Annotated in this window: 23 protein-coding genes; 17 read left to right on the top strand and 6 right to left on the bottom strand. The window is 71.3% G+C overall.

The window, feature by feature from the left end:
* Positions 1–97: 97 nt before the first annotated feature.
* Positions 98–2,221 (bottom strand): alpha-galactosidase, encoded by a 2,124-nt coding sequence (locus tag OIE67_RS52025; RefSeq protein WP_326634603.1) that lies wholly within the window; start codon positions 2,219–2,221, stop codon positions 98–100.
* 167 nt (positions 2,222–2,388) lie between these two features.
* Between OIE67_RS52025 and OIE67_RS52020 the strand changes: the two genes are divergently transcribed.
* The 4 genes from OIE67_RS52020 to OIE67_RS52005 are packed head-to-tail and all read left to right on the top strand — an operon-like array spanning position 2,389 to position 6,782.
* The gene (locus OIE67_RS52020) at positions 2,389–3,540 is read left to right on the top strand and encodes an ROK family transcriptional regulator (RefSeq protein WP_326634602.1); all 1,152 of its coding nucleotides are present in this window, start codon (positions 2,389–2,391) and stop codon (positions 3,538–3,540) included.
* A gap of 29 nt (positions 3,541–3,569) precedes the next feature.
* On the top strand, positions 3,570–4,520 hold the full coding sequence (locus tag OIE67_RS52015) for a carbohydrate ABC transporter permease (RefSeq protein WP_326634601.1): 951 nt from the start codon (positions 3,570–3,572) through the stop codon (positions 4,518–4,520).
* Positions 4,520–5,398 (top strand): carbohydrate ABC transporter permease, encoded by an 879-nt coding sequence (locus tag OIE67_RS52010; RefSeq protein ID WP_326634600.1) that lies wholly within the window; start codon positions 4,520–4,522, stop codon positions 5,396–5,398. Before OIE67_RS52015 ends, OIE67_RS52010 begins: the two co-directional genes overlap by 1 nt.
* 37 nt (positions 5,399–5,435) lie before the next feature.
* Positions 5,436–6,782, top strand: a complete 1,347-nt coding sequence (locus tag OIE67_RS52005; protein ID WP_326634599.1) for an ABC transporter substrate-binding protein — start codon at positions 5,436–5,438, stop codon at positions 6,780–6,782.
* A gap of 108 nt (positions 6,783–6,890) precedes the next feature.
* On the opposite strand, the gene OIE67_RS52000 is transcribed toward OIE67_RS52005, so the two are convergent.
* Positions 6,891–8,177: a hypothetical protein gene (locus OIE67_RS52000; protein WP_326634598.1), complete on the bottom strand. Its 1,287-nt coding sequence runs from the start codon at positions 8,175–8,177 to the stop codon at positions 6,891–6,893.
* 185 nt (positions 8,178–8,362) lie between these two features.
* A complete protein-coding gene (locus tag OIE67_RS51995; protein WP_326634597.1) occupies positions 8,363–10,663 on the bottom strand; it encodes an MMPL family transporter in 2,301 nt (766 codons plus the stop codon).
* Between the two features lie 190 nt (positions 10,664–10,853).
* Between OIE67_RS51995 and OIE67_RS51990 the strand changes: the two genes are divergently transcribed.
* Positions 10,854–12,104 (top strand): MFS transporter, encoded by a 1,251-nt coding sequence (locus tag OIE67_RS51990; RefSeq protein ID WP_326634596.1) that lies wholly within the window; start codon positions 10,854–10,856, stop codon positions 12,102–12,104.
* Here the strand turns inward: OIE67_RS51990 and OIE67_RS51985 are convergent.
* The 3 genes from OIE67_RS51985 to OIE67_RS51975 all read right to left on the bottom strand — a co-directional run bounded on the left by OIE67_RS51985 (position 12,086) and on the right by OIE67_RS51975 (position 14,390).
* Positions 12,086–12,571, bottom strand: coding sequence for a hypothetical protein (locus OIE67_RS51985; RefSeq protein WP_326634595.1), 486 nt, complete (start codon positions 12,569–12,571; stop codon positions 12,086–12,088). The two genes, OIE67_RS51990 and OIE67_RS51985, sit on opposite strands and share 19 nt — an antisense overlap.
* 71 nt (positions 12,572–12,642) lie before the next feature.
* Complete coding sequence (locus OIE67_RS51980; RefSeq protein ID WP_326634594.1) at positions 12,643–13,776, bottom strand: NAD(P)/FAD-dependent oxidoreductase; 1,134 nt, start codon at positions 13,774–13,776, stop codon at positions 12,643–12,645.
* A gap of 56 nt (positions 13,777–13,832) precedes the next feature.
* Positions 13,833–14,390, bottom strand: coding sequence for a hypothetical protein (locus tag OIE67_RS51975; protein ID WP_326634593.1), 558 nt, complete (start codon positions 14,388–14,390; stop codon positions 13,833–13,835).
* 131 nt (positions 14,391–14,521) lie between these two features.
* Between OIE67_RS51975 and OIE67_RS51970 the strand changes: the two genes are divergently transcribed.
* The 12 genes from OIE67_RS51970 (at position 14,522) to OIE67_RS51915 (ending at position 26,034) form a co-directional block, all read left to right on the top strand.
* Positions 14,522–15,151 carry an IclR family transcriptional regulator gene (locus OIE67_RS51970; protein ID WP_326634592.1) on the top strand — a complete coding sequence of 210 codons (630 nt, stop codon included), beginning with the start codon at positions 14,522–14,524 and terminating at the stop codon, positions 15,149–15,151.
* Between the two features lie 83 nt (positions 15,152–15,234).
* Positions 15,235–16,407, top strand: a complete 1,173-nt coding sequence (locus OIE67_RS51965; protein WP_326634591.1) for a homogentisate 1,2-dioxygenase — start codon at positions 15,235–15,237, stop codon at positions 16,405–16,407.
* Complete coding sequence (locus OIE67_RS51960) at positions 16,386–17,171, top strand: hypothetical protein (protein ID WP_326634590.1); 786 nt, start codon at positions 16,386–16,388, stop codon at positions 17,169–17,171. The genes OIE67_RS51965 and OIE67_RS51960 overlap by 22 nt, the downstream gene beginning before the upstream one ends.
* Positions 17,168–18,271: a fumarylacetoacetase gene (gene fahA, locus OIE67_RS51955; RefSeq protein WP_326634589.1), complete on the top strand. Its 1,104-nt coding sequence runs from the start codon at positions 17,168–17,170 to the stop codon at positions 18,269–18,271. Before OIE67_RS51960 ends, fahA begins: the two co-directional genes overlap by 4 nt.
* Before the next feature lie 166 nt (positions 18,272–18,437).
* Complete coding sequence (locus OIE67_RS51950) at positions 18,438–19,517, top strand: L,D-transpeptidase (protein ID WP_326634588.1); 1,080 nt, start codon at positions 18,438–18,440, stop codon at positions 19,515–19,517.
* A gap of 74 nt (positions 19,518–19,591) precedes the next feature.
* Positions 19,592–20,023, top strand: coding sequence for an NfeD family protein (locus OIE67_RS51945; protein ID WP_106250654.1), 432 nt, complete (start codon positions 19,592–19,594; stop codon positions 20,021–20,023).
* 3 nt (positions 20,024–20,026) lie between these two features.
* Positions 20,027–21,103 (top strand): SPFH domain-containing protein, encoded by a 1,077-nt coding sequence (locus tag OIE67_RS51940; RefSeq protein WP_326634587.1) that lies wholly within the window; start codon positions 20,027–20,029, stop codon positions 21,101–21,103.
* Positions 21,104–21,314: 211 nt separating this feature from the next.
* Positions 21,315–22,403 (top strand): L-threonine 3-dehydrogenase, encoded by a 1,089-nt coding sequence (tdh, locus tag OIE67_RS51935; protein ID WP_326634586.1) that lies wholly within the window; start codon positions 21,315–21,317, stop codon positions 22,401–22,403.
* Complete coding sequence (locus OIE67_RS51930) at positions 22,403–23,572, top strand: glycine C-acetyltransferase (RefSeq protein ID WP_326634585.1); 1,170 nt, start codon at positions 22,403–22,405, stop codon at positions 23,570–23,572. Before tdh ends, OIE67_RS51930 begins: the two co-directional genes overlap by 1 nt.
* Before the next feature lie 97 nt (positions 23,573–23,669).
* Complete coding sequence (locus OIE67_RS51925; RefSeq protein WP_326634584.1) at positions 23,670–24,572, top strand: LysR family transcriptional regulator; 903 nt, start codon at positions 23,670–23,672, stop codon at positions 24,570–24,572.
* A 93-nt stretch (positions 24,573–24,665) separates the two neighbouring features.
* On the top strand, positions 24,666–24,812 hold the full coding sequence (locus OIE67_RS51920) for a hypothetical protein (protein WP_326634583.1): 147 nt from the start codon (positions 24,666–24,668) through the stop codon (positions 24,810–24,812).
* Between the two features lie 22 nt (positions 24,813–24,834).
* Entirely contained in the window at positions 24,835–26,034 is a 1,200-nt protein-coding gene (locus OIE67_RS51915) for an MFS transporter (RefSeq protein WP_326634582.1), read from the top strand.
* The last annotated feature ends 41 nt before the right edge of the window (positions 26,035–26,075 follow it).

The raw sequence follows: 26,075 nt of genomic DNA, 5'->3' as shown, positions 1-26,075 counted from the left end.
ACCTCGCGGGTTCGAAACTCTCACGCGCCTTGGGGGCGGGCAACGACCACTCCGGACGGTTACGGGACCCTGGCGGCAAAGTCATGCCCGAGGGGGTTTACACCTTCCTGAACACCACCAGTTCGCTGCGATAGTCAGGCCCGATCGGCTCCCACGCGGCGGGCCTGATGCCGGCGGCCATGAGGGTGGCGCCGTACCAGAGCGAGCCGTCCCGCTCCAGCTCGTACCGGGCCTCCGGGTCGAGCCCGGTCAGCCGCAGGCGCCGAGGGGCGCGCTTGGCGTTGCCGAGCGGGTTGTAGACGAGCACCGCCACCTGGTCGCCGTGCACGTACTGGACCGCCGACCGCTCGGCTCCCGGCGTGCCCGCCAGGCGGTACTGCCGTCCGTGCTGCACGGTCGCGCGCACGTGCTTGTACTGGGCGATCAGCTCGGCGGCCGCCTCCAGCTCGCCGGAGGTCCACTCCGCCAGGTTCCCGCCGATGCCGAGCACGCCCGCCATGGCCACGTGGAAGCGGTAGCGCAGCGGCATCGTGCGCCGGGTGGTCGGGTTGGGCGTGTCGGTGACCCAGGCGGACATGGCGCCGGCCGGGTAGAGCTGGGAGAAGCCGTGCTGGATGTGCTGCCGGTCGCGGGCGTCGGTGTTGTCGGACGGCCACACCTCGTCGGTGTAGCGCAGGATCCCGAGGTCGACCCGGCCGCCGCCGCCCGAGCAGGACTCGATCCGCAGGCCGGGGTGGCGTTCGCGGAGCCGGGCCATGACCTCGTAGACGCCGCGCGTGTGCTCGATCCAGATCCGGTCCTGCGACTGCTCCTTCTCCGGCCAGCCCGCCTGGGTGAACGGGCGGTTCATGTCCCACTTGAGGTAGTCGAGGTCGAGTTCGGTGACGAGCCCGTCGAGCCAGCCGACCGCCCACTCGCGTACGTCCTCGCGGGCGAAGTTGAGCACGAGCTGCTGGCGCTTCTCGTCCCTGCGGCGGTGCTCCAGGTGCAGGGCCCAGTCGGGATGGGCGCGGTAGAGCTCGCTCTCCTTGCTCAGCCCCTCGGGCTCGACCCACAGCCCGGTGCTCATGCCCAGGTCGCGGATGCCGTCGAACATGGAGCGCAGCCCCTCGGGGAAGCGCTCGCGGTGCGGGAACCAGTCGCCCAGCGAGGTGGTGTCGTCGTCGCGCCGGCCGAACCAGCCGTCGTCCATCACGAACAGCTCGACGCCGATCGAGGCGGCCGTCTTGGCCAGCGCCAGCTGGTGCGCCTCGGTGACGGCGAACGTGGTCGCCTCCCACGAGTTGTAGAGCACCGGCCGTTCCTCGGCGGGGGTGGGCAGCACGTGCCGGCGGGCGTACTCGTGCCAGGCCCTGCTGGCCGCGCCGAACCCGCCGTCGGTGTAGAGGCCCAGGACGGGCGGCGTGACCAGCTCCTCGCCGGGCGCGAGCGTCCAGCGCACGCCGTCGTGGCCGAAGCCGCCCGAGACGCTCACCCCGCCCTCGGGGCGGTGCGTGGTGGTCAGCCGCCAGCTTCCGCTCCAGGCCAGGGCGAGACCCCAGACCTCGCCGTGCTCCTCGGTCGTCTCCCCCGCGTCGATCATGATCCACGGGTTCGCGATGTGGCTGGTGATGCCCTGGCGGCTGGTGAAGACCAGCTCGCCGACCGGCAGCGGGCCGCGCTGGAGCTGGGACTCCTCGGCCCACGCGCCGAAGACACCGCTGTAGCGGTAGGCGTCGGCGTCGGGGACGAACCAGTTACCCGAGTCGAGCCGGGTGACGGCGGCGTCGGTGCCGGTCCGCACGGTGGTCCAGCGTTCGATGACGTCGGTGTCGGCGCGCACCCGTACGGACAGCACGACCTCGAACGGGTGGTGGGCGTCGGCCAGCACCAGGTCCAGCCGCTCGGCCCCGTCACCCTCGTCGCGGACCTCGGACCGGACGAAGCGCAGCTCCAGCGATCGCACGTGGCCGAAGGCGACCTGGAGGGACGGCGCCCCCCAGCGCTTGCCGCCGTCCACCGGCAGCAGCTCCTCGATCTCCGACGGCGTGGAGAAGCTGGAGACGTGCCGCCGCGGCGGGTCGGTCACCTGGCGGGCGGCCTCCGGTCCGAGCCGCGGCCCCCAGTAGGTCTGCCGCGGCGCGGCCTCACCGGTTTCCGGGTCGATCACCACGCCTATGACGTACGTGGAGCCGGGCGTGGTGAGCGCCCAGTGTTGATCGTCGAGCGGAATTACAGGCATCGGCGTCCCCCCGAGGCTGCTGGATCGATCAGGCCGCTGGAGACTAACCCGCTTTAGTGCACTCGGTCAATGAAAGCTGGGGACATCAACGGCCCCATACCGACTGTTCGTGATCTGTGCCACCCATTTACTTGACAGCATGAACATATAACCCCAACCATGGGGCCGTGTTCTCACACACCGAGACCGAGTCTGTGCGGCTCACCGACGCCATGCGATCGGTGTTCGTCGAGCTGCTCGTGCACGGCCCCCTGTCGAGGGCGGAGGCGGCGCGGCGGCTCGCCCTGTCGCCGTCCGCGCTCACCAAGCTGACCAAGCCGTTACTCGAAGCGGGCTACCTGCTGGAGGCGGCCGGCGAGGGTCCGGCGACCGTCGGGCGGCCCTCCCAGCCGTTGCAGGTGGACGCCTCGCGCATGTCGTTCGTCGGGATCAAGCTGACCGCCGACGAGCTGTTCGCCGTACGCACCGACCTGGCCGCCACCGTACAGGCGGAGACGTCGAGGCCGCTCGCGGACCACGAGATCGACCACGTGCTCGGCCAGATCGCCGAGGTGGTCGAGGAACTGGCCGAGCCCGGCCGGCCCCTGTCGGCCGTCGGGATAAGCCTGGCCGGCATCGCCAGTCCCAGCGACCCCGTCGTGCACACCTCCCCGTTCCTCGGCTGGAGCAAGCTCCCGCTGGCCACGCTGGTGGAGCGGGCCGTGTCCGTACCCACGGTGCTGGACAACGACGTCCGGGCGCTGACGGCCGTGCAGCAGTGGTTCGGCGAGGGCGTGGGCCACTCGTCGTTCGCGCTGGTCACGGTCGGAGCCGGGATCGGCTGCGGGCTCGTCGTCGGCGACCGGCTGGTCACCGGGCAGTCCGGCGCCACCGGGCTGGTCGGCCACCTCCAGATCGACGACCGCGGGCCCATGTGCGAGCGCGGCCACCGGGGCTGCGCCCGCGCGTACGCCACCTCCCCCTCCATCCGCCGCTCGATCGCCGCCACGCTCGACCGGCCCGAACTCACCTTCGACGACTGCCTGAGCCTGGCTGCCGACGGCCACCCCGTCGCGCGCCGCGTGATCGACGAGGCCGGGGCCGCCCTCGGCCAGGTGGTCGCCACCGTCGCCAACCTCACGGGCCCCGAGCTGGTCGTCCTGTCCGGCGAGTCGGTCCACATGTACGACGTCTGCGCCGGCGCCTTCCACGCCGCGCTGGCCCGGCACACCCACTGGACGGCCACTCCCGTACGGGTGGCCGTCAAGCCCTTCGCCTTCAACGAATGGGCCAGGGGAGCGGCCGTCACCGCTCTCCAGCATCTGCTGCTGCACCGCTGATCTACCGCCGGCGGGCACCTGGAGGTCTGATGACCAGTGATACCGTCCGCGCCGCCCCCCGCGCCACGCCCGGGACAGTGCCCGACCCTCCGCCTCGCTCACTCCGACAACGCCTGGGCGATCTGCCCGTCGCGATCATGTTCGTCCTGCCCGCGACCCTCGGTTTCGCCGTCTTCTACCTCTGGCCCGCGCTGCGCGGCGCCTACCTGAGCCTGACCAAGTTCAACGTCCTCACCCCGCCGACCTTCATCGGGCTGGAGAACTACGAGCGGCTCTTCGGCGACCGCCTGTTCTGGAACGCGCTGAAGGTCACCGCCGAGTACGTGGTGCTCAACATCGTCACCCAGACCGTGACCGCGATGCTGCTGGCCGTGCTGATGTACCGGCTGACCAAGTCGATGATCGTCCGCGGCGTCGTGCTGCTGCCGTACCTGGTCGCCAACGTGGTCGTCGCCCTCGTCTGGTACTGGATGCTCGACTTCCAGATCGGCGTGGTCAACAACGTGATCGAGTGGCTGGGCCTGGACCGGGTGGCGTTCTTCGGCTCCGACTGGGCCATCCCGACCATCGCCGGGATCAACACCTGGCGGCACACCGGCTACACGGCGCTGCTCATCTTCGCCGGCCTGCAGATGATCCCGCCCAGCGTCTACGAGGCCGCCTCCATCGACGGGGCCTCGGAGTGGAGGACGTTCTGGCGGGTCACGCTGCCGCTGCTGCGCCCGGTCATGGCGCTGGTCATGGTGCTCAGCGTCATCGGCTCGTTCCAGGTCTTCGACACCATCGCCGTCACCACGGCGGGCGGGCCGATCAACGCCACCCGGGTCATCTACTTCTACATCTACGACATGGCCTTCAACCGGTTCAACTTCGGTTACGCCGCCGCGCTGTCGTCCGTGCTGTTCGTGCTGCTCGCCGGGATCGCCTATCTCCAGTTGCGCCTCTCGCGGGCGGGCGAGTCGGATCTGAGGGGGTCGTGATGGGCTCGATCCGCTGGGGGCGGGTGGCCGGGTGGGCCGTGCTCGTCGTGGTCATGCTGGTGACGCTGTTCCCGTTCTACTGGATGTTGCGTACGTCCTTCTCCAACACCCGCGCGCTGGCCGGCGGCGCCTCCGACCTGCTGCCGGTGGACTTCACGCTCGGCGCCTACCGCCGGGTGCTGGGTCTGTCGACCACGGCCGAGGCGATCGCCGAGGGCGGGTCGAGCGGCACCGTCAGCTTCTGGCTCTACCTGCGCAACTCGATCATCGTCTCCACCGTGACCACGCTCGGTCAGGTCTTCTTCAGCTCGATGGCCGCCTACGCCTTCTCCCGGCTGCGCTGGCCCGGCAGGAACGCGCTGTTCACCGTCTTCGTCACCGCGCTCATGGTGCCGCCGATCTTCACCACGCTGCCCAACTTCGTGCTGGTCAAGGATCTGGGACTGCTCAACACCTATCTCGGCATCGTCCTGCCGCACCTGCTCATGACGCCGTTCGCGGTGTTCTTCCTGCGCCAGTTCTTCCTCGGCATCAACGCCAGCGTCGAGGAGGCCGCGCGCATCGACGGGGCCGGGCACGTGCGCACGTTCTTCCGCATCGTGCTGCCCATGAGCAAGGGCCCCATCGCCACGCTGGCCATCCTCACCTACATCACCAGCTGGAACGACTACTTCTGGCCGCTGCTGGTGGGCAAGGCGGAGAACGTCCGGGTGCTCACCGTCGCGCTGGGCATCTTCCGCTCCCAGACGCCGCAGGGCAGCCCCGACTGGGCCGGGCTCATGGCCGCCACCCTCTTCGCGGCGCTGCCGATCATGGTGCTGTTCGCCGTGCTCGGCCGCCGGGTCATCGACTCCATCGGCTACACCGGCGTCAAGTGAGCGCCGTCCCCCCACACCACGGAAGGTTGATGTTGTGATGAAGCGTTCTCTCGCCGTCGCCGGAGCGGCGGTGCTGCTGCTGACCGGCTGCGGCACCTCGGGATCGTCGGAGCCGGAGGCCGCCGGCGGCGCCGCCACGATCGACTACTGGCTCTGGGACGTCGCTCAGCAGCCCCAGTACCAGGCCTGCGCCGACGCCTTCCACCAGGCGAACCCGCAGTACACCGTCAAGATCACCCAGTACGGCTGGGACGACTACTGGAACACGCTGACCACCGCCTTCGTCTCCGGCACCGCCCCCGACGTCTTCACCGGCCACCTTTCGCGCTACCCGGAGTTCGCCGCCCAGGGCCAGCTCATGCCCCTCGACGACTTCGTCGCCAAGGACAAGGTGGACCTGTCGATCTACCAGGACGGCCTGGCCGACCTGTGGGTCACCAAGGACGGCAAGCGCTACGGGCTGCCCAAGGACTTCGACACCGTGGCCGTCATCTACAACACGGAGAAGCTCAAGGAAGCCGGCATCAAGCCGGAGGAGATGGCCGAGCTCTCCTGGAACCCGCAGGACGGCGGCACGTACGAGAAGGTCATCGCCCACCTCACCGTGGACAAGAACGGCAAGCGCGGCGACGAGCCCGGCTTCGACAAGACGAAGGTCGCCACCTACGGCATCGGCTCGAACGGCAGCGGCGCCGGCTTCGGGCAGACCGAGTGGAGCATGTACACGATGAGCAACGGCTGGCAGTACGGCGACCAGAACCCGTGGCCGACCAAGTTCAACTACGCCGACCCGAAGTTCAAGGAGACCATCAAGTGGTTCACCGGGCTCATCGACAAGGGCTACATGCCGAGCCTGGACATCGTGAACTCGGGCGTCGGGATGATCGACGCGTACGGGGCGGGCAAGTACGCCATGGTCACCGAGGGCAGCTGGAACACCAAGACCTTCTTCTCCCTCAAGGACGTCAAGTCGGCCATCGCGCCCACGCCGATCGGCCCGACCGGTAAGCGCGCGAGCCTGCTGAACGGCCTGGCCGACAACATCACGGCGGGCACCGACAACCCGGAGGCGTCCTGGGCCTGGGTGAAGTTCCTCGCCTCGCCGGCCTGCCAGGAGGAGATAGTGGCCAAGGAGGCCACCGTGTTCCCGGCCATCAAGACCGCGACGGTCAAGGCGGAGAAGGCCTTCGCCGAGGCCGGCATCGACGTCAAGCCGTTCACCATCCACGTGGACGAGAAGACCACCCACCTGGCGCCGATCGCCGAGCACTGGGCCGACATCACGGCCACGATGACCGAGACCATGGACTCGATCTTCTCCTTCAAGAGTGACGTCAACGCGCTCGACCAGGCCAACGCCACCGTCAACGGCCTGTTCGGCTGACGCGCCCACTCCCCGGGACACGCGCCGGCTCCCCGGGACAGGCGAAGGGGCCGGGCGCCGCTCTCCGAGCGGTGTCCCGGCCCCTCGCCGTGAGTCGGGTCGAGCAGGTCAGGCGGCGTGCAGGTACACCTGCCCGAAGACCTCGGAGAGGTTCTTCAGGTCGGTGGCCAGGTCCACCTCTGGGTTGGCCGGGTCGTAGACGGTGGCCAGGCGGGCCCGGATCGAGCCGAGCTTCTTAAGCTGGTCCCAGGTGGCGGTGGCGGCCCACTTCTCGCCGTAGACCCGGTTGACCTGCCCCTGGTCGTTCTGCCAGCGGCTCCACAGGGTGACCGTCTCGGCCGCGTCGTCCTGGAGCGGGGCGGCGATCCGCTCGGTGATGGCCTTGGTCGCCTGCTCCTCGGTGAGCTGCCCGGCGGTGAAGGCGGCGTCCTCGGCGGCGATCTGGGCGTAGGCGTCCCAGGCGCGGGCCCGGACCTGGATCCACTGGTTGCGCTGCGCCTCGGCGGCGTCGATCTTCCAGGTGGCGTACTCGGTGGCCAGGTGGCCGCTGTCCAGGGCGAGCTGGTCGATCGAGCCCTTGCTCAGCCAGGCGCCGATGCGCTCGGGGTCGAGCAGCGGGTACTTCTTGGTCAGCTCGGCCTTGCAGGCGTCGTTCGAGCCGCAGCCGAGCACCGGCACCACCGTGTGCGCGCTCAGCTTCTTGCCCGGCAGCAGCGTGCGCAGCGCGGCCGTGGTCTCGGCGACGAACGCGTCCAGCTCGTCGGCGGTGGCGAACGTCTGGTCGTAGCCGAGCTGGGAGGTGAACCTGACCCCCACGACGCCGGGCTGCGCGACGGCCAGCGCGGCGACCTTCTTGGCCGCCTCGTCGAGCTTGCCGGCCTTGTAGTCGTCGGCGAGCTCGGTCTCGATCCAGATCCGCATGCCCGTCGGCGCGACGACCTTCGTGGCCTTGCCGGTCGGCGTCTCCAGGGCGGAGGCCCGCTCGGCGGCGCTGATGCCGTTGCCGTCGACGAAGCACTGCTCGCCGTTCTGGCACTCGGGCGTGCCGCCGTCCTCGGCGCCGGGGACGTCGGGGTCGCCCGCCTCGTGGGCCTCGCCGTCGCCCTCCTGGCCCTCGGTCGGGCACTCGGCGCCCGGGGCGCTGCAGTCCATCGTGATCGGGTCCTGCGGGTCGGCGCCCTTCAGGTTCTCACCGTCGTTGTCGAGCCAGAAATGGGCGATCTCCAGGGCCTCTTCAGGAGTGGCCATCCAGGTGCAGACGACGTAGGCCGGGGTGTCGGCCGCCATGAGGTCGTTGCAGCTCCTGTCGTCGTCCTCCGACCACGCGGGAACGCCGATGCCGAGGAGCGAGAGGGTGAGTCCGATGATGAAGACCTGCCGTAGCCGCCGTCTCATGGCACCTTACTTCCAGGGGGTGATCGTGGGCATATGCACACTATCCGCACGATCAACAACGTTCAATGAGATCCGCCCCGTTCTTCACGCCGTCCTCGACGCGAAGTAGCCGTCTCAGTTGCGTGGCTTTTTCTCGATATTTCGCGCCATGATGAACAACAGACGTCCTTTCGGCGAACACCCATTCACTCGTCGACCCCTGCCCACGTCCATCCGCCGTCCGGATCGGGCCGCACCACCCGCGCCGGGCTCTCCTTGATCCGCACCCATCCGGGACGGGCGGCCGGACGCGCGGGCGCGGGCTGGGGCACGGGTTTCGGCGGGGCGGGGAGTGGGGTGGGTCGGCGGAGCTCGACCCGGCGGTGAAAGGGCCGCCACGACCACCAGTTCGCCCCGTCCAGCAGCCGCATCGACGCGGGCACGAGCAGCATCCTGACCAGGGTGGCGTCCACCACGATGGCCACGAACACGCCCACCCCGAGCAGCTTCACGATCGTGCTCCCAGCGGTGGACAAGGCTCCGGCCACGACGAGCGGCGGCAGCGCCGCGCCGGTGATGACGCCGCCGCTCTGCCGCAGGCCCGCCGCCACGGCCGCCGTGCTGTCCCCGGTACGCAGCCACTCGGCCCGCACCCGGGACAGCAGGAACAGCTCGTGGTTCATCGACAACCCGAACACCACGGCGAGGATCAGCACGGCCACGGTCGCCTCGACGGTCCCGGTAGGGGTGAACCCGAGCACCGAGGCCAGGTTGCCGTCCTGGAACGCCCACACGATCACCCCGAACGAGGCCCCGATGGACAGCACGCTCATCAGCAGCGCCTTGACCGGCAGCACCAGCGACCCGAACGCGGCGAACAGCAGCACCCCCACGACCGAGCCGGCCACCAGCGCCGCCCACGGCAGCCGGGCCGCCGAGCCGTCCTGGAGGTCCAGCCGCTCCGCGGTGGAGCCGCCGACCACCACCCGCCGGATGTCCGGCTCCGGCGTCATGGCCCTGATCGCCCGGACGAGGGCTCCGGCCTGGTCGGACAGGGGATCCAGGTCGTGCCGCACGGCCAGCCGCACCGCGCCGTTCGCCCGCGACACCCCGCTCACCTCGACCGCCGTGACGTGCGGCATCCGCTTCAGCCGGGCGGCGAAGGGCCGCACGTCGGCGGCACTGACCGGCGGCTGCCAGTCCGCGAGCGATTCCTGCTGATCGGGCTCGCCGGTGGAGGTGCGCGCGACCAGGACGTGCACGTCGATCGGCGTCATGACGTTCCTGGCGAAGTCCCGATCGATGGTCTCGGCGACCCGGCGTCCCTCGGAGGCGACCGGCAGCCCCCGATGGTCCGCCTCCCCGAACCTGACGTGCGCCAGCGGCAGCGCCAGCATGACCAGCACGACGCTCACCCCCACCAGGCACACCACCGGCCGCCGCGTCACGCTCGACGCCACGCCATGCCACGGCCCGCCCTCACCTCGCCCGAGGCCGGGGGCCAGGCGCAACGCGTTCACCCGCGACCCGAGCACGCCCAGCGAAGCAGGCAGCACGACCAGCGCCGCCACGGTCGCGGCCAGGGTCACGGCCGCTGCCCCGAGCCCGATCGAGCGCAGGAACGGCTGCGGGAACACCAGCAGCCCGAGCAGCGCCCCGGCCACCGTCAGCCCGGAGAGCGCGACGGCGCGCCCGGCCGTGGCCATCGTGCGGACGACGGCCCGCTCGGTGCCCGCACCGTCCGCGACGGCCTCCCTGAACGCCTTGAGCACCACCGACGAGTAGTGGACGGCCAGGACGAACCCGAGCAGCGCGACGACGCTCAGCGCGAAGACGGAGACCTCGGTCACCCCGGTGAGCAGCCGCAACACCACCAGGGCGCCGAGCTCCGCGAGCACCCACACGACCAGCGGCAGCCCGGCTGCCACCAGCCCGCCGCACACGAGCACGAGCAACACCAGCAGCACGGGCACGGCGACGGCCCCGGCGCGGACGAGGTCGGCCGCGATCCGGTCGTCCAGCTCCGCGCGCAGCGGCACCGCGCCTCCGACGGAGACGCGCAGGTTGTGGACGTCTCTGAGCTGCGCGGCGACGGCGGCGTAGGCGCGCCGCTGGTCGCCCTTGAGGGTGATCACCGCGTACGTCGCGTGCCCGTCCGCGGAGACCATCTTCTTCGACCGGCTCGTCCAGTACGTGACCATCGCACGCACGTGCCCGGCCGGCAGCGCCCGCAGCGAGTCGTGCACCGCCCGCCGGTACCGGGGGTCGCGCACCTTGACGGTGGGATGCCGGTAGAGGACCACCACGTCGGGGGTGTGGCCGCCATACCAGTCGTCGTTCCAGCGGGCGGAGGCGGTGGAGTCGGCGCGCGGGTCCTCGAACCCGCCGTCCGCCATCCGCCCGAACAGCTCCATCCCCAGCGGCACGACGAGCACGGCCACCGCCAGGGTCAGCGCGAGCAGCGTCCAGCGGCCCCGGTGGACGAAGCGGCCCGCCGTCTCGAGCATGCCTGGTCGTCCCCTCGCCGTCAGCAGCGACCTAGCAAATTACGGGAGATGCGAGTTCGATTCTTGCGAAACCCCGCACACATTCCGCAACCGGTCTTGTCGCCGGGGTGACAATAAATATGCGCACGACAAAGGGCCGGACCATGCGGCAAGATGGCGGGGTTTGGCCACTTTCAGGGGGTTTGCGCCGATGCACGACATCCTCGGCGATCTCGGGCTGCTCCGGGACCGGCGGTTCGCACTGCTGCTGACGGCGCGGACGATCTCCGTCCTCGGGTCGGCCTTCGCCCCCGTGGCGCTCGCCTTCGGCATCCTCGACCTGCCCGGGGCCACCGCCTCGACCCTGTCCGTGGTGCTCACCGCGGAGGCGGTGCCGATGATCGTGTTCATTCTGGTCGGCGGCGTGATCGCGGACCGGCTTCCGCGCCAGCGGGTGATGACGGCCGGCGAGATCCTGATGGCGGCGGCCTTCTTCGCGCTGGCGGTGATGCTGCTCACCGGCTGGACCCCGCTGCCCGCGCTGGCCACGGCGGCGGCGGTCGCGGGCGTGGCCACGGCGGTCACGTTCCCCGCGCTGACCGGGATCATCCCCGAGGTCGTCCCGCGCGACCGGCTGCAGAGCGGCAACGCGCTGCTCGGCCTGGGCGCGAACGCCTCACGGGTGGCGGGCGCGGTGCTGGGCGGCGCCACCGTGGTGCTGTTCGGCGGCGGCTGGGCGCTGATGATCAGCAGTGCGTTGTTCGCGGTGGCGGGCGCGCTGATCGCGTTGCTGCGGCTGAAGCCGGGCGAGCGGCCCCGCGCCGAGTCGCACTCCGTGCTGGCCGACCTGCGGGACGGCTGGCGGGAGTTCAGCTCGCGGCAGTGGATCTGGGTGGTGGTCGCGCAGTTCTCGCTGATGGTCATGGCCATCCAGGCCGGGCACGGCGTGCTCGGGCCGCTGATGGCGAAGGAGACCCTGGGCGGCCCCGCGGCCTGGTCGGCGTTCCTGACCGGCGAGGCCGTCGGCACGATCGTCGGCGTGCTGGTGTCGCTGCGGGTGCGGCCGCGCCGGCCGATCCTGGTGGCGGTGCTGCTCTGCCTGCCGACCGCGCTCCCGTACGTGCTGCTCGGGGTCGACGCGCCGCTCTGGGCGATCGTCGGCGGGGCGTTCGTGCTCGGCGTCTGCTTCGACGTGTTCGGCGTGCTGTGGCAGACCACGATGCAACGGGAGATCCCGGCGGAGGCGCTGTCGCGGGTCAGCTCGTACGACGTGCTGGGCTCGCTGATGTTCGGCCCGATCGGGCTGCTGCTGGCCGGACCGGCGGCGGCGCTGTTCGGCACCGAGGAGTCGCTGCTCGGCTGCGCCGTCATCGTCGTGGTGTCCACGCTGGCCGCGCTGCTCTCCCCCGGGGTGCGGAACCTGCGCGCCCCCGTGGCCCCCGCTCAGGCCGACCTGAAGTAGGCGCCGGCCCTGGGCTGGAACATCAGGGTCAGCGCCCCCAGCACGGCCACGATGTGCAGGATCCTGCTGGCCGCGAAGGCCCAGGCCATCGCGTCGGCCCCGGACACGGCCGCGGCGATCGAGCCGCCGTCCAGCAGCCACCGCACCGGCTCGATCACCAGCGAGAGCGTGCCGAAGACGCCGAGCGTGCCCGCCAGGGCCCAGCGGGCCCAGTTCGCCCCGGCCTTCAGCCGCAGCGCGAGGAAGATCGCCCCGGCGAACACGGCCAGCCGGAACCCGGCGCCCGGCAGCAGGTCCATCACCGCCGTGCCCTCGGACAGCTGCTCGCCGATCATCAGCGCGGCCTCGAACGCGCCGAACGCGACCGCCGAGAGCCAGAGCATGGCGGCGGCGTGCACGACGGGCGGCGGCGCGGGTGCGGTCGCGGGCTCGCGGGCTTCGGTGAGGGTGGTCATAGAGTGCTTCATGGGGACAAGTCTCCGCCCCGCACCTGGCCCGGATCATGCCCGCCGTCCCCCCAGTTCAGGTGAGGAGAGCCCTACCGGGGCCGGCCGCTGGTCCGCAGCTCACGTGCGGGGGTGCGCTCGTGCGGGCCGAAGCGCGGCTCCGGCTCGTACGCGCCGTCCAGCACGCCCGCCACGTAGCCGGCCAGCGCGGGGGCGTGCTTGAAGCCGTGCCCCGAGTCACCGCCCAGCAGCCACACCCCTGGCGCCGTCTCGGCCAGCAGCCATTCGGCGTCGGGGGTGAGCGCGTACTGGCCGACCTGGGTGAACAGCACCGGCGCCTGGGCCAGCGAGGGGAACCGCCGGCGCAGATAGGTCCTGGCCTGCTCGACGCCGGCCGGGTCCACGACGCGTTCGCCGTGCTCGGGCTCGTACGGCGGGCCCTCCCCGTCGGTGGTCGCCTTCATGCCCACGCCGTCCACGTCGCCGTGCCCGTAGGCCGCGGCCCCGTGGTCCACCCAGGCCGGTGTCTCGGGCAGCGACCACGCGGGCGGCACCGCGAAGTGCAGTGTGTCCTGCTTCGTCACGGTCATCGGCAGCCCGTCGAACAGCGCGGGCAACCACGCGCCGCACGCCCACACCACCCGGTCGGCATGCTGCCGCTCGCCGTCGATCTCCACCGCGCTCAGGTGGGAGCCGGTCTGCTCGTCCCGTACGGGCAGGGCCCGCGCCCTGACCAGCCGGACCCCCGCGTCGCGGGCCAGTGCGGCCGTCACCTGGGTGGCCCGGCGGGCCCTGATCACGCCCGCGTACGGCTCTCTGAGCAGGAAGCTGAGGTCGTCGCCGCGGAAGTCGGGGAAGAACCGGCCGCCGTCCGCCGGGTCCAGCACCTCACACTCGATGTCCAGATTTTTCAGGACCTGGGCGCTGGTGTGCTCCCACCCGTCCGGCGTGCCGGCGAACCAGACCATGCCCGCCTCCAGGTACAGCTCCTCCCCGGCCCGCTCCTCCAGCCGCCGCCAGCCGTCCCGCGCCTGCCAGGCGAGCCGGGTGTACCACTCGTCGCCGCCGTGCGCGCAGCGCAGCAGCCGGGTCTCGCCCGCGCTGGCCTGCCGTACGTGGCCCGGCCGGTGCTGCTCGACCAGTGTCACCCGCCATCCGTCGTCGGCCAGCCGCAGCGCCAGTGATGACCCCCAAATGCCCGCTCCGACCACGATGACCGATTTCATGGAACCACCGTGACCGGAAACCCCGCCCCACCGCAAGAGACACCAGATCAGATCTGTCACACGATGATGAGGCGGACGACGACGCCCGCGCAGTTGCCCGCCACGCAGATCCGCACCGGCACCTCGCTAATGCCCGCCTCCACCGGGACGCCGCCCACGTGGCCGTCGGGGCCGATGCTCACGCCGCCGGGCACCTTCTCGACGTCGGTCACCGTGAAGGTGGGCACCACCCCCGAGGGCCCGCCGTTGATGCCGATCTCGCCGTCGAGCGGCGTGCCCACCTTGCCGGGGAAGGTCAGCTCACGCGGCTCCCACGGCTCGTTGGCCAGCACCACGAGCGTCAGGTTGTGCGCCTGGCACGACCGGTCCATGCAGAGCTGGACCGGCGCGACGAACGTGCCGGGACGCTGCGGCCTGCCGGACAGGCGGCCGCCGGCGTCGACCCTGACCCCGACGGCGAGGTAGGCGGCGCGGAAGGTGACGCCCTTGGCGATCGGCAGCAGCTGCTGCCGCACCTCGATCCCCTGGGTGACGTAGAAGGTGTCCTCGACCAGGGCGCGCTCCGGCCGCGCGAGCGGCGTCTGGTACGCCATGGGCGTGGTGATGGAGGACATGGCAGGAGAAAAGGCGCATATTGCCACTCCGGCCAGCAGGAGCACCCACCAATGCCGCATCGTCACCCCCCGGCGGTTCTACGCCCATACGTACCCCCCTAACCGCGCGGCGTCACTACATAATCGGTCGCATGGCCGCCGAATCCGCTCAGACCCTCGAACGCGGGCTCCGCCTGCTCCGCCTGCTCGCCGACGGCAAGGGCGGCCGGACGCCGACCGAGCTGAGCGCCGAGCTGTCGCTGAGCCGGCCCGTGGTGTACCGGCTGCTGACCACGCTGCTGGAGGCGGGCTTCGTGCGTAGGGACGCCGAGGGCCGGGTGCACCTGGGGTTCGGCGTGCTGGCGCTGGCCCAGGCCGTGCAGCCGCTGTTGCGGGCGGCGGCGGTCCCGACGCTGCGGCGGCTGGCCGAGCAGGTGGGCGCGACCGCACACCTGACCGTGGCCGAGGGCGACGACGGGCTGGCCGTGGCGGTGGTGGAGCCGTCCTGGACCGACATGCACGTGGCCTACCGGGAAGGTTCGCGCCATCCGCTGGCCAGGGGCGCGGCCGGGCGGGCGATCCTGGCCCTGCGCACGGGCAGCCACGATTACTTCGTCACGGAGGGGCAGTTGCAGGAGGGTGCGCGTGGCGTCGCCGCGCCGGTCACCGGGCTGCCGTGGCTGGAGGCGTCGGTGGGGGTGGTGACGTTCGGGCCGCTGGAGGAGTCCACGGGCCCGGCGGTGGTGGCCGCCGCCGCCGAACTGGCCGCCGTGCTGGGTTGACATCTCCCGGCGGATGGCGGACGGTGGCTCACATATAGAGGACACTTCCGTCCGATAATCGGACAGATGTGGAGGGGGCCGGGATGCCGTACTACCGGGTCGTGGGAGAGGTGCCGCGCAAGCGGCACGTGCAGTTCAGACGGCCGGACGGCGGTCTCTACGCCGAGGAGCTGATGGGCGAGGAGGGCTTCTCGTCCGACTCCTCGCTGCTCTACCACCGGCACCTGCCCACGGCGATCGTCAAGGCCGAGGCGGTCACACCCCTCGGGGAGACGCGCCTTGAGCCCAACCTGCCGCTCTCCCCCCGCCACTTCCGCACCCAGGAGCTCTCCAGCGCCGGCGACCTGGTCTCCGGCCGCATGCCGCTGGCGGGCAACGCCGACGTCCGGTTGTCGTACGCCACCAGCGATCAGCCGAGCGAGCTCTACCGCAACTCCATGGGCGACGAATGCGTCTACGTCCAGCGCGGCCGGGTGCGCTTCGAGTCCACCTACGGCGTGATCGAGGCCGGCGAGGGCGACTACGTCGTCGTCCCGACCGGCACCATCCACCGGTGGGTGCCCGACGGAACCGTCAACGTGCTGGCCATCGAGGCGGCCGGGCACATCAGGCCGCCCAAGCGCTACCTGTCGCAGCACGGACAGTTCCTGGAGCACGCCCCCTACTGCGAGCGCGACCTGCGGGCGCCGGCCGAGCCGTTCACGGTCGAGGGCGAGGAGGTGCCGGTCCTGGTCCGCACGCGCGGCGGCCTGACCAGGCTCGTCTACCGTCACCATCCGTTCGACGTGGTGGGCTGGGACGGCTGCCTCTATCCGTTCGCGTTCAACATCGACGACTTCGAGCCGATCGTGAAGCGCACGCACGCGCCACCGCCGGTGCACCAGACGTTCGAGGGGCCCGGGTTCGTGGTGTGCTCCTTCTGCCCCCGGCCGCTCGACTACCATCCGGAGGCCGTGCCGATCCCGTACAACCATCACAACGTCGACTCCGACGAGTTCATGTTCTACGTGGGCGGCGACTACTCGGCCCGTCAGGGCTCCGGCATCGGCGTCGGCTCGATCTCGCTGCATCCGGCCGGGTTCACCCACGGGCCGCAGCCGGGGGCGGTGGAGGCGGTGATCGAGGCGGTGTCGCGCGGCGTCACCACGACGAGCGAGGTGGCCGTCATGGTCGACACGTTCCGCCCGCTCGACCTCGGCGGCAGCGCACTGGCCTGCGAGGATCCCGGCTACCCGTGGACGTGGGCGCGATCATGACCCTCTACGCCGCCCTGGTGGACGACGCGGGCCTGTTCCCGCCGACGTCTCTGCACATGGACGAGGCCCTGGCCCGCAACCGGCGCGACCTGGAGCAGGGCCACCCGGTGCTGACGCACCGCTTCCTGTGCCCGGCCGGCCGGCTCGACCGGCTGCGCGGCATGGACTACCTGCCTCAGCGCATCGGGCTGATCTGCGACATGGACGAGCTGCCCGACTTCGGCGACCTGCCCGTGGACTACGTCGAGACGAAGCTGCCGCCCGACATGTCGGTCGAGGAGCTGGCCGCGCGGCTGGATCTGCCGGACGGCGTGCGGCTGTGGGCCGAGGTCCCCGCGCGCAAGACGTCCATGGAGGTGCCCGAGGGCGCCGGGCTGAAGGTGCGCTGCGGCGGTGCGACGGGCGAGGAGTTTCCGCCGGTGGAGCACCTCGGGCAGTTCATCAGGTCCTGCGCGGAGAACGAGATCCCGTTCAAGGCCTCCGCCGGGCTGCACCACGCCGTACGCCACTTCGACCCCTCGCTCGGCGTGGACCGGCACGGCTTCCTCAACCTGGTGCTGGCCGTCTGCGAGGCCGTCGAGGGCCGCGACCCCGCGCCCGTCCTGCGCACCACCGACGTCGGCCACCTCGTCCGGCTGTCCACGGCCGTGCGCGAGGAGACCGCCAGGCGGGCCAGGAGGCTGCTGGTGAGTTACGGCTCGTGCAACACCACCGCGCCCCTGGACGACCTGCGCGCGCTCGGACTGGTCGAGGAGGACTCATGAGCTGGGGAGTGGACAACCTGCCCTACGGCGTCTTCTCCCGCCCAGGGCAGCGCCCCAGGGTCGGCGTGCGCTACGGCGACAAGGTGCTCGACCTGGCCGCCGCGCTGCACGACGAGGTCTTCGCCGCGCCCTCGCTCAACCCGTTCATGGCGCGGGGCCGCGCGGCCTGGCACGACACCAGGACCCTGATCCAGAACAAGCTCACCGACGACGTGTCGGTCACCGAGCGGCACCTGATCCCGCTCGACCAGGTGCGCCTGCACCTGCCGTTCGAGGTGGCCGACTACGTCGACTTCTACTGCTCTCTTGAGCACGCGAGCAACATCGGCCGGATCCTGCGCCCCGGCTCGGAGCCGCTGCAGCCGAACTGGCGCCACCTGCCCGTCGGCTACCACGGCAGGGCGGGCACGGTCGTGGTGTCGGGCACGCCGGTCAGGCGCCCCCACGGGCAGCTCGGGCCGGGCTCCTTCGGGCCGAGCGGGAAGCTCGACATCGAGGCGGAGCTGGGGTTCGTGGTGGGCGTGCCGTCCGCCATGGGGTCGCCGGCGGGGGCGTTCGAGGACCACGTGTTCGGGGTGACCCTGCTCAACGACTGGAGCGCGCGCGACATCCAGGCCTTCGAGTACGTGCCGCTGGGGCCGTTCCTGGGCAAGTCGTTCGCCACCTCGATCTCCCCGTGGATCACGCCGCTGGAGGCGCTGCCCCGGATTCCCGGCCCGGTCCAGGAGCCCGAGCCGGCCGCCTATCTGCGCCGGCGGGCGGACTGGGGGCTGGACGTCTCCCTGGAGGTGCTGCTGAACGGGGAGGTGGTGGCGCGGCCTCCGTACTCGGCCATGTACTGGACGCCGGACCAGATGCTCGCCCACCTGACGGTGAACGGCGCCTCGCTGCGTACGGGAGACCTGTTCGCCAGCGGCACGATCTCCGGCGCCGAGCCGGGCGAGCGCGGCTCGCTCATGGAGCTGACCTGGAACGGGACCGAGCCGGTGAAGCTGGCGGGCGGCGAGACCCGGGGTTTCCTGGAGGACGGCGACACGGTCGTCATCCGCGCCACCGCCGGTGACCTGACATTGGGCGAGGTGTCGGGAACTGTCGGATAAGTGACTCGACGTGCTTGCGCGATGACTCACCGCTACCCTGGGACCTCCCCTTCCCTCGGAAAGCAGGAGTCACATGCGCCGCGCCGTGATGTTCTGTGTCGCCTTTGTCCTGGCCTGTGGCGGTTGTAGTTCCGTCACGGCCGAGACCCCTTCGGCGCCTCCCGTCGTGCGGGTGTGGCCGCCGTTCGGCAGCAAGCACGCGCGGCCCGATCGCGGCCTGCTGGTCAACGCGCAGGGCGGCACGCTCAGCCAGGTCCTGGTCTACCAGGGCGGGGAGCCGGTGCCGGGGCGGCTCGACGAGTCGCGGACGACGTGGCGTACCGACTGGACGCTCAAGCCCGCCACCGAGTACACGATCACCGCCACCGCCGGGCGCGAAGGGGCGCCCGCCACCGTGGCCATGGGCCGGGTCCGCACCCGCGCCGCCGTCAGGACGTTCCAGGTGGCCGCGACCGCGCCCCTGCCGGGCGAGACCGTCGGCGCCGGCATGCCGATCGTGATCGACTTCGACACGCCCGTCGAGGACCGGGCGGCGGTCGAGCGCGCGCTGGAGGTCACCACGCAGACGCCGGTCGAAGGCGCCTGGCGGTGGATCAGCGACACGCAGGTGGTCTACCGCACCCGGCGGTTCTGGCCGGCCAGGCAGCGGGTCACGGTCAGCGCCCACCTGGCCGGCGTGCGCGCGGGCGCCGGCCTCTACGGCGCCGCCGACTCCACCTTCTCCTTCACCGTCGGCCGCCGGCAGACCAGCCTGATCGACGCGAAGACCCACCAGATGCTGGTCAGCCGCGACGGGCAGATCGTGCAGCGCATGGCCATCAGCGCCGGCATGGCCACCACCCACGAATACACCACGACCAGCGGCGTCCACCTGACCATGGACAAGGGAAACCCGGTCCGCATGGTCTCCCCCGGCCGGGAGAAAGGCGACCCCGGCTATTACGACATGATGATCGACCACGCGGTGCGCATTTCCAACAGCGGCGAATACGTGCACGCCAAGGACAACGTGTGGGCGCAGGGCCGGGCCAATGTCAGTCACGGTTGCATCAATTCCCGGCCCGACCAGGCCGCCTGGTTCTACGCCACGTCGCTGCGCGGCGACCCCGTCACCATCACCGGCACCGACCGGCCGCTCGAATGGAACAACGGGTGGGGTTTCTGGCAACTGCCGTGGGAGAAATGGCGGCTGGGAAGCGCGCTGGCGGAAACCGGGGCGGCGGGCGGCGGGGTGCCGAAGCGCTGAAATCGGCATTACGGTAGAGGAGGGGGGAACCTTCGGCGAGCTCAGGCCCGTTACCCCTTATAGGAGGGCCGGATATGGATGAATGGATCATCTGGGTAATCCTCGCAGTCGTCCTGGGCGTGGCCGAGATATTCACGCTCACGGCCTCGCTCGGCCTCCTGGGTGTCGCGGCGCTGCTGACCGCCGCCACCGCTGCCATCGGATTGCCCGTTCCCCTGCAACTGATCTTCTTCGCCGTCTCCTCGGCGGCCGGCCTGCTGGTGCTCAGGCCGATCGCGATGCGCCATATCAAACATCCGCCGCTGCAGCGGTTCGGCGTCGAAGCACTCGTGGGTAAGCCCGCTTACGTCGTGGCGGAAGTGACGGGCCGCGACGGCCGCGTGCGCATCGGGGGAGAGGAATGGTCGGCGCGCGCCTACGACGAGACCCTCGTGATCCCCACAGGGGCGACCGTCGACGTCATCGAGATCGAGGGGGCTACCGCCCTCGTGTATCCCCGGGAGTGACCCATGGATCCGCTGTTGCTGGTCGGACTGTTCGTCATACTTTTCGCCGTCATGACCCTGTTGAAGGCCGTACGCATCGTGCCGCAGGCCCGTGCCCGCAACGTCGAGCGCCTCGGCCGCTACCACCGCACGCTCAAGCCGGGCCTCAACTTCGTCATCCCCTACATCGACCGCGTCCACTCCATGATGGATCTGCGTGAGCAGGTCGTCTCCTTCCGCCCCCAGCCGGTCATCACCGAGGACAACCTGGTCGTCGAGATCGACACCGTCCTCTACTTCCAGGTCACCGACCCGCGGGCGGCGGCGTACGAGATCGCCAACTACATCACCGGTGTCGAGCAGCTGACCGTCACCACACTGCGCAACGTGGTCGGCTCCATGGACCTGGAGAAGACGCTGACCTCCCGCGACACCATCAACAGCCAGCTGCGCGGCGTCCTCGACGAGGCCACCGGCAAGTGGGGGCTGCGCGTCAACCGCGTCGAGATCAAGGCGATCGACCCCCCGAAAACGATCAAAGACGCCATGGAGAAGCAGATGAGGGCCGAGCGTGACAAGCGCGCGGCCATCCTGAACGCCGAAGGCCAGCGGCAGTCGCAGATCCTCACCGCCGAAGGCGACAAGCAGAGCCGCATCCTGCGCGCCGAGGGCCAGCGTACGGCCGCCATCCTGGAGGCCGAGGGCCAGTCGCGGGCCATCGACCAGGTCTTCCAGGCGGTGCACCGCAACGACCCCGACCCGAAGCTGCTCGCCTACCAGTACCTCCAGGTGCTGCCGCAGCTCGCGCAGGGCGACGGCAACACGTTCTGGGTGATCCCCAGCGAGGTCACCTCCGCGCTGCAGGGCGTCTCCAAGGCGTTCACCGAGGCCCTGCCGCGCTCGGCCGCCACACGGGACGAGATGCCCGAGACCTCCGCGGCGGACGAGGAGGTGGCCAAGGCCTCCGAGGCGGCGGCCGAGGCGGTCGCCGACGCCCAGGAGGCGGAGAGCCCGAACGGGCCCCGGCAGCTCACCCAGCGGAACGAGGAGCCGTCGCCGTTCCCCGGCCTGGACCGGAACCCGACGGAGGCCGATCGCTGACCGTCCTCCGGCGTTCGCCGGCCTGCCGTTCCCGGCGGGTTCCGGCCGTCTCATCGGCGGCCGGGACCCGCCGGAACGCTTTCCCGCCGCACTGTGGCGCGCTCTCCTGCCGCGTGAAGCGGAGCTGTGGGGGCACTTAAGAACTCCTCGATGGACACGTCCCGGGTCCTGCGGGCATGGTGCGTTAGGTTCTTAAGGGGGAAGTGAGGCCATGAAAGCGCTGGTCAAGGAGCGAGCCGAACCCGGGTTGTGGCTGACGGACGTGCCGGAGCCCGAGCTGGGTCCCGGCGAGGTGAAGATCCGGGTGCTGCGCACCGGGATCTGCGGCACCGACCTGCACATCCGCAAGTTCGACGACTGGGCCAGGCACACACTGGAGCTGCCGCTCGTCGTCGGGCACGAGTTCTCCGGGCACGTGGTCGAGGTGGCGCCGGGCGTCGAGGACATCTCCGTCGGCGACCTCGTCAGCGGCGAGGGTCACCTCGTGTGCGGCAAGTGCCGCAACTGCATGGCCGGCCGCCGGCACCTGTGCCGCAACACGGTCGGCCTCGGGGTCAACAGGAACGGCGCCTTCGCCGAATTCGTCACGCTGCCCGCCTCCAACGTCTGGGTGCACCGCGTGCCCGTCCACCCCGACATCGCCGCCCTGTTCGACCCGTTCGGCAACGCCGTGCACACCGCGCTGTCCTTCCCGCTGGTCGGCGAGGACGTGCTGATCACCGGCGCGGGCCCGATCGGCCTGATGGCGGCGGCCGTGGCCACCCACGTCGGCGCGCGCAACGTGATGATCACCGACGTCAGCGACGAGCGGCTCGACCTGGCCGGCAAGCTCGGCGTCTCCCTGGCCGTCAACGTCTCCAGGTCCTCCATCGCCGAAGGCATGCGGCAGCTCCATCTGCGCGAGGGCTTCGACGTGGGGCTGGAGATGTCCGGCAACCCGGCGGCCGTGCGCGACATGCTCGCCAGCATGACCCACGGCGGGAAGATCGCCATGCTGGGGCTGCCGGCCGAGGAGTTCGCCGTGGACTGGTCGACCGTGGTCACCTCCATGATCACGATCAAGGGGGTCTACGGCCGCGAGATGTACGAGACCTGGTACAACATGTCCGTCCTGCTGGAGAAGGGCCTCGACCTCTCCCCCGTGATCACCGACCGGTTCTCGTACCGGGACTTCGACGCCGCCTTCGAGACGGCGGCCGGCGGCAGGACGGGCAAGGTCATCCTCGACTGGAGCGACGCGTCCAGCTCGGGGGAAAGCGGCGGCGAGCCGGCCGGAGCCACCACGAACAGGAGCGCCTGATGTTCACGAACGTGCGCGAGCAGCTGCGTACGACGCTCGACGAGATCACCGAGGCCGGGCTGCTCAAGCCCGAGCGCGTCATCTCCACCCCGCAGAGCTCCCAGGTGAGCGTGGCCGGCCGCGAGGTGCTCAACTTCTGCGCCAACAACTACCTGGGCCTGGCCGACGACCCGACCGTGGTCGAGGCGGCCAAGCAGGCGCTCGACCGGTGGGGCTTCGGCATGGCCTCCGTACGCTTCATCTGCGGCACCCAGGAGGTGCACAAGGAGCTGGAGTCGCGCCTGTCGGACTTCCTCGGCATGGAGGACACCGTCCTCTACAGCTCCTGCTTCGACGCCAACGGCGGCGTGTTCGAGACCCTGCTCGACGCCCAGGACGCGGTGATCTCCGACGCGCTCAACCACGCCAGCATCATCGACGGCATCCGCCTGTCCAAGGCCCAGCGCTTCCGCTACGCCAACCGCGACATGGCCGAGCTGGAGGCCCGGCTGAAGGAGGCGTCGGAGGCGCGGCGGCGGCTGATCGTGACCGACGGCGTGTTCTCCATGGACGGATATCTGGCGCCGTTGCGGGAGATCTGCGACCTGGCCGACCAGTACGACGCCATGGTCATGGTCGACGACTCCCACGCCGTCGGCTTCGTCGGCCCGACCGGCCGCGGCACGCCCGAGCTGCACGGAGTCACCGACCGGATCGACATCATCACCGGCACGCTGGGCAAGGCGCTGGGCGGGGCCAGCGGCGGCTACGTCGCCGCCCGCACGGAGATCTGCGAGCTGCTGCGCCAGCGCTCGCGCCCCTACCTGTTCTCCAACTCCCTCGCCCCCGTCATCGCCTCCGCGTCGCTGCGCATCCTCGACCTGCTGGAGACCTCCAGCGAGGCCAGGGAACGGCTGCGCGCCAACACCGCCCGCTTCCGCGACGGGATGACCGCGGCCGGCTTCGACATCCTGCCCGGCGACCACCCGATCGTGCCGGTCATGATCGGTGACGCCGCCGAGGCGGGGGCCATGGCCGAACGCCTGCTCGACCTGGGCATCTACGTGATCGGCTTCTCCTACCCCGTCGTACCGCACGGCCAGGCCAGGATCAGGGTGCAACTGTCGGCCGCGCACTCCGAGCAGGACGTCGAACGCGCACTCCAGGCGTTCGCCCAAGCCAGGGGCTGAGCTCCAGGCGTTCGCGCAAGCTCGGAGGCGTTCGTGCGAGCCTGGGGCTGAGCTCCACGCGTTCGCGCGAGCCCGGGGGCTGAGTATCCTCGCTCGCGTGATAGACACGCGGCGACTGCGCACGTTGCGCGCGGTGGCCGACCACGGCACGGTCACCGCCGCCGCGGCGGCGCTGCACCTGACGCCCTCCGCCGTGTCCCAGCAGCTCGCCGCGCTGGAGCACGAGGTGGGCCACCGCCTGCTCACCCGCGACGGGCGCGGCGTGCACCTCACCGCGGTGGGCAAGATCATGGTGGCGCACGCCAACGAGGTCCTGGCCCAGCTCGAACGCGCCGGGGCCGAGGTGGCCGCGTACACGACGGGCGCGGCCGGCGAGGTGACCGTGGCCTGCTTCGCCACCGCGATCAGCGCCGTGCTCTCCCCCGCCATCGCCGCCCTCCGCCACGACGCCCCCGGCCTGCGTGTCCGCGTCCACGACGCCGAGGGCGACCACGGCCTGCTCATGCTGCTGGACGAGCGCGCCGACCTGACCATCGCGGTCGAATACCGCGGCGCCCCCGACGCCGCCGACCGCCGCCTGTCCCGCCATCCCCTGTACGCCGAGCCGTTCGACCTGGTGCTCCCCCGCGATCATCCGCTGGCCGGCTCGGCGACCCTCGTCTCACTGGCCACCGAGACCTGGATCGGCCCCCATCCCGGCAACCCGGTGCACGACGTGATCACGTTCGCCTGCCAGCAGGCCGGATTCACGCCCGACCTGGTGCACTGCTCCGACGACTTCCGCGCCGTGGTCGCCCTGGTCGGGGCGGGTGCCGGGGTGGCGCTGGTGCCACGGCTGGCGCTCCGGGACATGGCGCTGCCGGGGGTCGTGGTGCGGCACACGCCGGGTCCTGAACGCCGCGTCTTCGCCGCCGTACGCCGGGGCTCCGACGCCCACCCCCTCCTGCGCCCGCTCCTCGCGGCCCTCCGCGAAGTGGCCGGATCCCTCGGAACGGGCTGAAACACTCCGCCCGTATCCGGACATCTCCTCGGGTGTGTTCGCCGATCGGAAGGAAGGACCACTTCATGGGCCCCCTGAGCCCGAGCAACGTCGGTGCCCGGCGACTGGCACGTGGACGGCGGCTTCCTCACCGAGCCCGGCGTGGCCACCCTCTCGGTCTCGGAGACGCCGATGCCGGCGGAGGACATCACGTTCCAGAACGCGAAGTCGATGAGAACGTACGGCTGCCCGATCGGGTGATCTCCGGAGGTAGCCTGCGGCGGTGACCCGCGACGGGCCCGGCGGCCTCCCCCATCGCAGGCTGCTCGGCCTGCCCGGGGTCGCGGCGCAGGCCGTGCTCGGGTTCCTGGCGCAGCTCACGCAGCAGGTGGCGCCGGTCGGGCTGGTGCTCGTCGCGCAGCGCGCGAGCGGCTCGCTGGCTCTCGCCGGACTGACGGCGGCGGCGTTCTCCGTCGGGGCGGGCATGGGGCGGCCCGTGCTGGGACGCCTCATGGACCGCCACGGTCCCCGTCCGGTGCTGGCCGCCACGGCCCTCCTGCACGTGGCGGCGCTGCTGGCGCTGGTCGGCTACGCCCAGCCCGGCCGGCCGCAGTGGCCCATGGTGGCGCTGGCCTGGATCGTCGGGGTCGCGCTGCCGCCGATCTCCGTCAGCATGCGGCTCGAATGGGGCCGCAGGACGCCCGCCGAGGGGCGTACCGCCGCCTACAGCCTCGTCTTCCTGGTCCAGGAGCTGGCCATGCTGGCCGGGCCGCTGCTGTTCGGCCTGCTGATCGCGGTGGCCTCGGCCTCGCTGGCGCTGGGCGCGGTCGCGGCGGCGGCCGGGGCGGGCACGCTGGCCTACGCCCGGGCGCTGCGGACCGGCTCGGCCGTCTCCGCACGGGGCCGGAGACGGGTGTTCGCCCACCGCGGCATGTTCGTGCTGCTGCCGGTGGTGCTGCTGCTGGGCGGCTTCATCGGAGCGGTGCAGGTGGGGGTGCCCGCGCTGGCCGCCGCCCGCGGCCTGCCCGCCGCGACCGGGCCGCTGGTGGCGGCACTGGCGGTGGGCGGCATCATCGGCGCCATGGTGTACGGCTCCCGGCGATGGCGCTCGGCGGTCCCGGCCCGGCTCGCGGCCCTGCTGCTCGCCCTCGGCCTCCCCCTGGTGCCCCTAACCCTGCTCGACACTCCGGCGTCGGGGTCGCTGCTGTGGATGGGGCTGTTCTGGGCGGCCCTGTTCGCCGCCGGGCTGGCGCTGACCCCGGCGCTGACGACGTCCTCCCTGCTGGTGGACGTGTACGCGCCGGACGCGCAGGCGGAGGCGTTCGGCTGGGTCTCGACGGCCATCGGCACGGGCGGCGCGACCGGCGCGGCGGTCGCCGGAGTGGCCGGCGACCGGTTCGGCCCCACGGCCCCCTTCCTCACCGCCGCCGCCTTCGCCCTGATCGGAGCGGCCCTGGCCCTGGCGCTCCTCAGACGCCCTTGAACGCCGTCACGCTCCTCAGACGCCCATGAACGCCGTCACCG

This window comes from Nonomuraea fuscirosea, assembly GCF_035917475.1.
Classification (GTDB): domain Bacteria; phylum Actinomycetota; class Actinomycetes; order Streptosporangiales; family Streptosporangiaceae; genus Nonomuraea; species Nonomuraea fuscirosea.
The sequence above is the reverse complement of the archived record's forward strand: the minus strand, read 5'-3'. Positions and strand labels throughout refer to the sequence as shown.

Bases quoted from the DNA above. Each gene is read 5' to 3' on its own strand.
- OIE67_RS52025 (WP_326634603.1), bottom strand. From the start codon at position 2,221: ATGCCTGTAATTCCGCTCGACGATCAACACTGGGCGCTCACCACGCCC.
- OIE67_RS52015 (WP_326634601.1), top strand. From the start codon at position 3,570: ATGACCAGTGATACCGTCCGCGCCGCCCCCCGCGCCACGCCCGGGACA.
- OIE67_RS52010 (WP_326634600.1), top strand. From the start codon at position 4,520: ATGGGCTCGATCCGCTGGGGGCGGGTGGCCGGGTGGGCCGTGCTCGTC.
- OIE67_RS52005 (WP_326634599.1), top strand. From the start codon at position 5,436: ATGAAGCGTTCTCTCGCCGTCGCCGGAGCGGCGGTGCTGCTGCTGACC.
- OIE67_RS52000 (WP_326634598.1), bottom strand. From the start codon at position 8,177: ATGAGACGGCGGCTACGGCAGGTCTTCATCATCGGACTCACCCTCTCG.
- OIE67_RS51995 (WP_326634597.1), bottom strand. From the start codon at position 10,663: ATGCTCGAGACGGCGGGCCGCTTCGTCCACCGGGGCCGCTGGACGCTG.
- OIE67_RS51990 (WP_326634596.1), top strand. From the start codon at position 10,854: ATGCACGACATCCTCGGCGATCTCGGGCTGCTCCGGGACCGGCGGTTC.
- OIE67_RS51985 (WP_326634595.1), bottom strand. From the start codon at position 12,571: ATGAAGCACTCTATGACCACCCTCACCGAAGCCCGCGAGCCCGCGACC.
- OIE67_RS51980 (WP_326634594.1), bottom strand. From the start codon at position 13,776: ATGAAATCGGTCATCGTGGTCGGAGCGGGCATTTGGGGGTCATCACTG.
- OIE67_RS51975 (WP_326634593.1), bottom strand. From the start codon at position 14,390: ATGTCCTCCATCACCACGCCCATGGCGTACCAGACGCCGCTCGCGCGG.
- OIE67_RS51970 (WP_326634592.1), top strand. From the start codon at position 14,522: ATGGCCGCCGAATCCGCTCAGACCCTCGAACGCGGGCTCCGCCTGCTC.
- OIE67_RS51965 (WP_326634591.1), top strand. From the start codon at position 15,235: ATGCCGTACTACCGGGTCGTGGGAGAGGTGCCGCGCAAGCGGCACGTG.
- fahA (WP_326634589.1), top strand. From the start codon at position 17,168: ATGAGCTGGGGAGTGGACAACCTGCCCTACGGCGTCTTCTCCCGCCCA.
- OIE67_RS51945 (WP_106250654.1), top strand. From the start codon at position 19,592: ATGGATGAATGGATCATCTGGGTAATCCTCGCAGTCGTCCTGGGCGTG.
- OIE67_RS51940 (WP_326634587.1), top strand. From the start codon at position 20,027: ATGGATCCGCTGTTGCTGGTCGGACTGTTCGTCATACTTTTCGCCGTC.
- tdh (WP_326634586.1), top strand. From the start codon at position 21,315: ATGAAAGCGCTGGTCAAGGAGCGAGCCGAACCCGGGTTGTGGCTGACG.
- OIE67_RS51930 (WP_326634585.1), top strand. From the start codon at position 22,403: ATGTTCACGAACGTGCGCGAGCAGCTGCGTACGACGCTCGACGAGATC.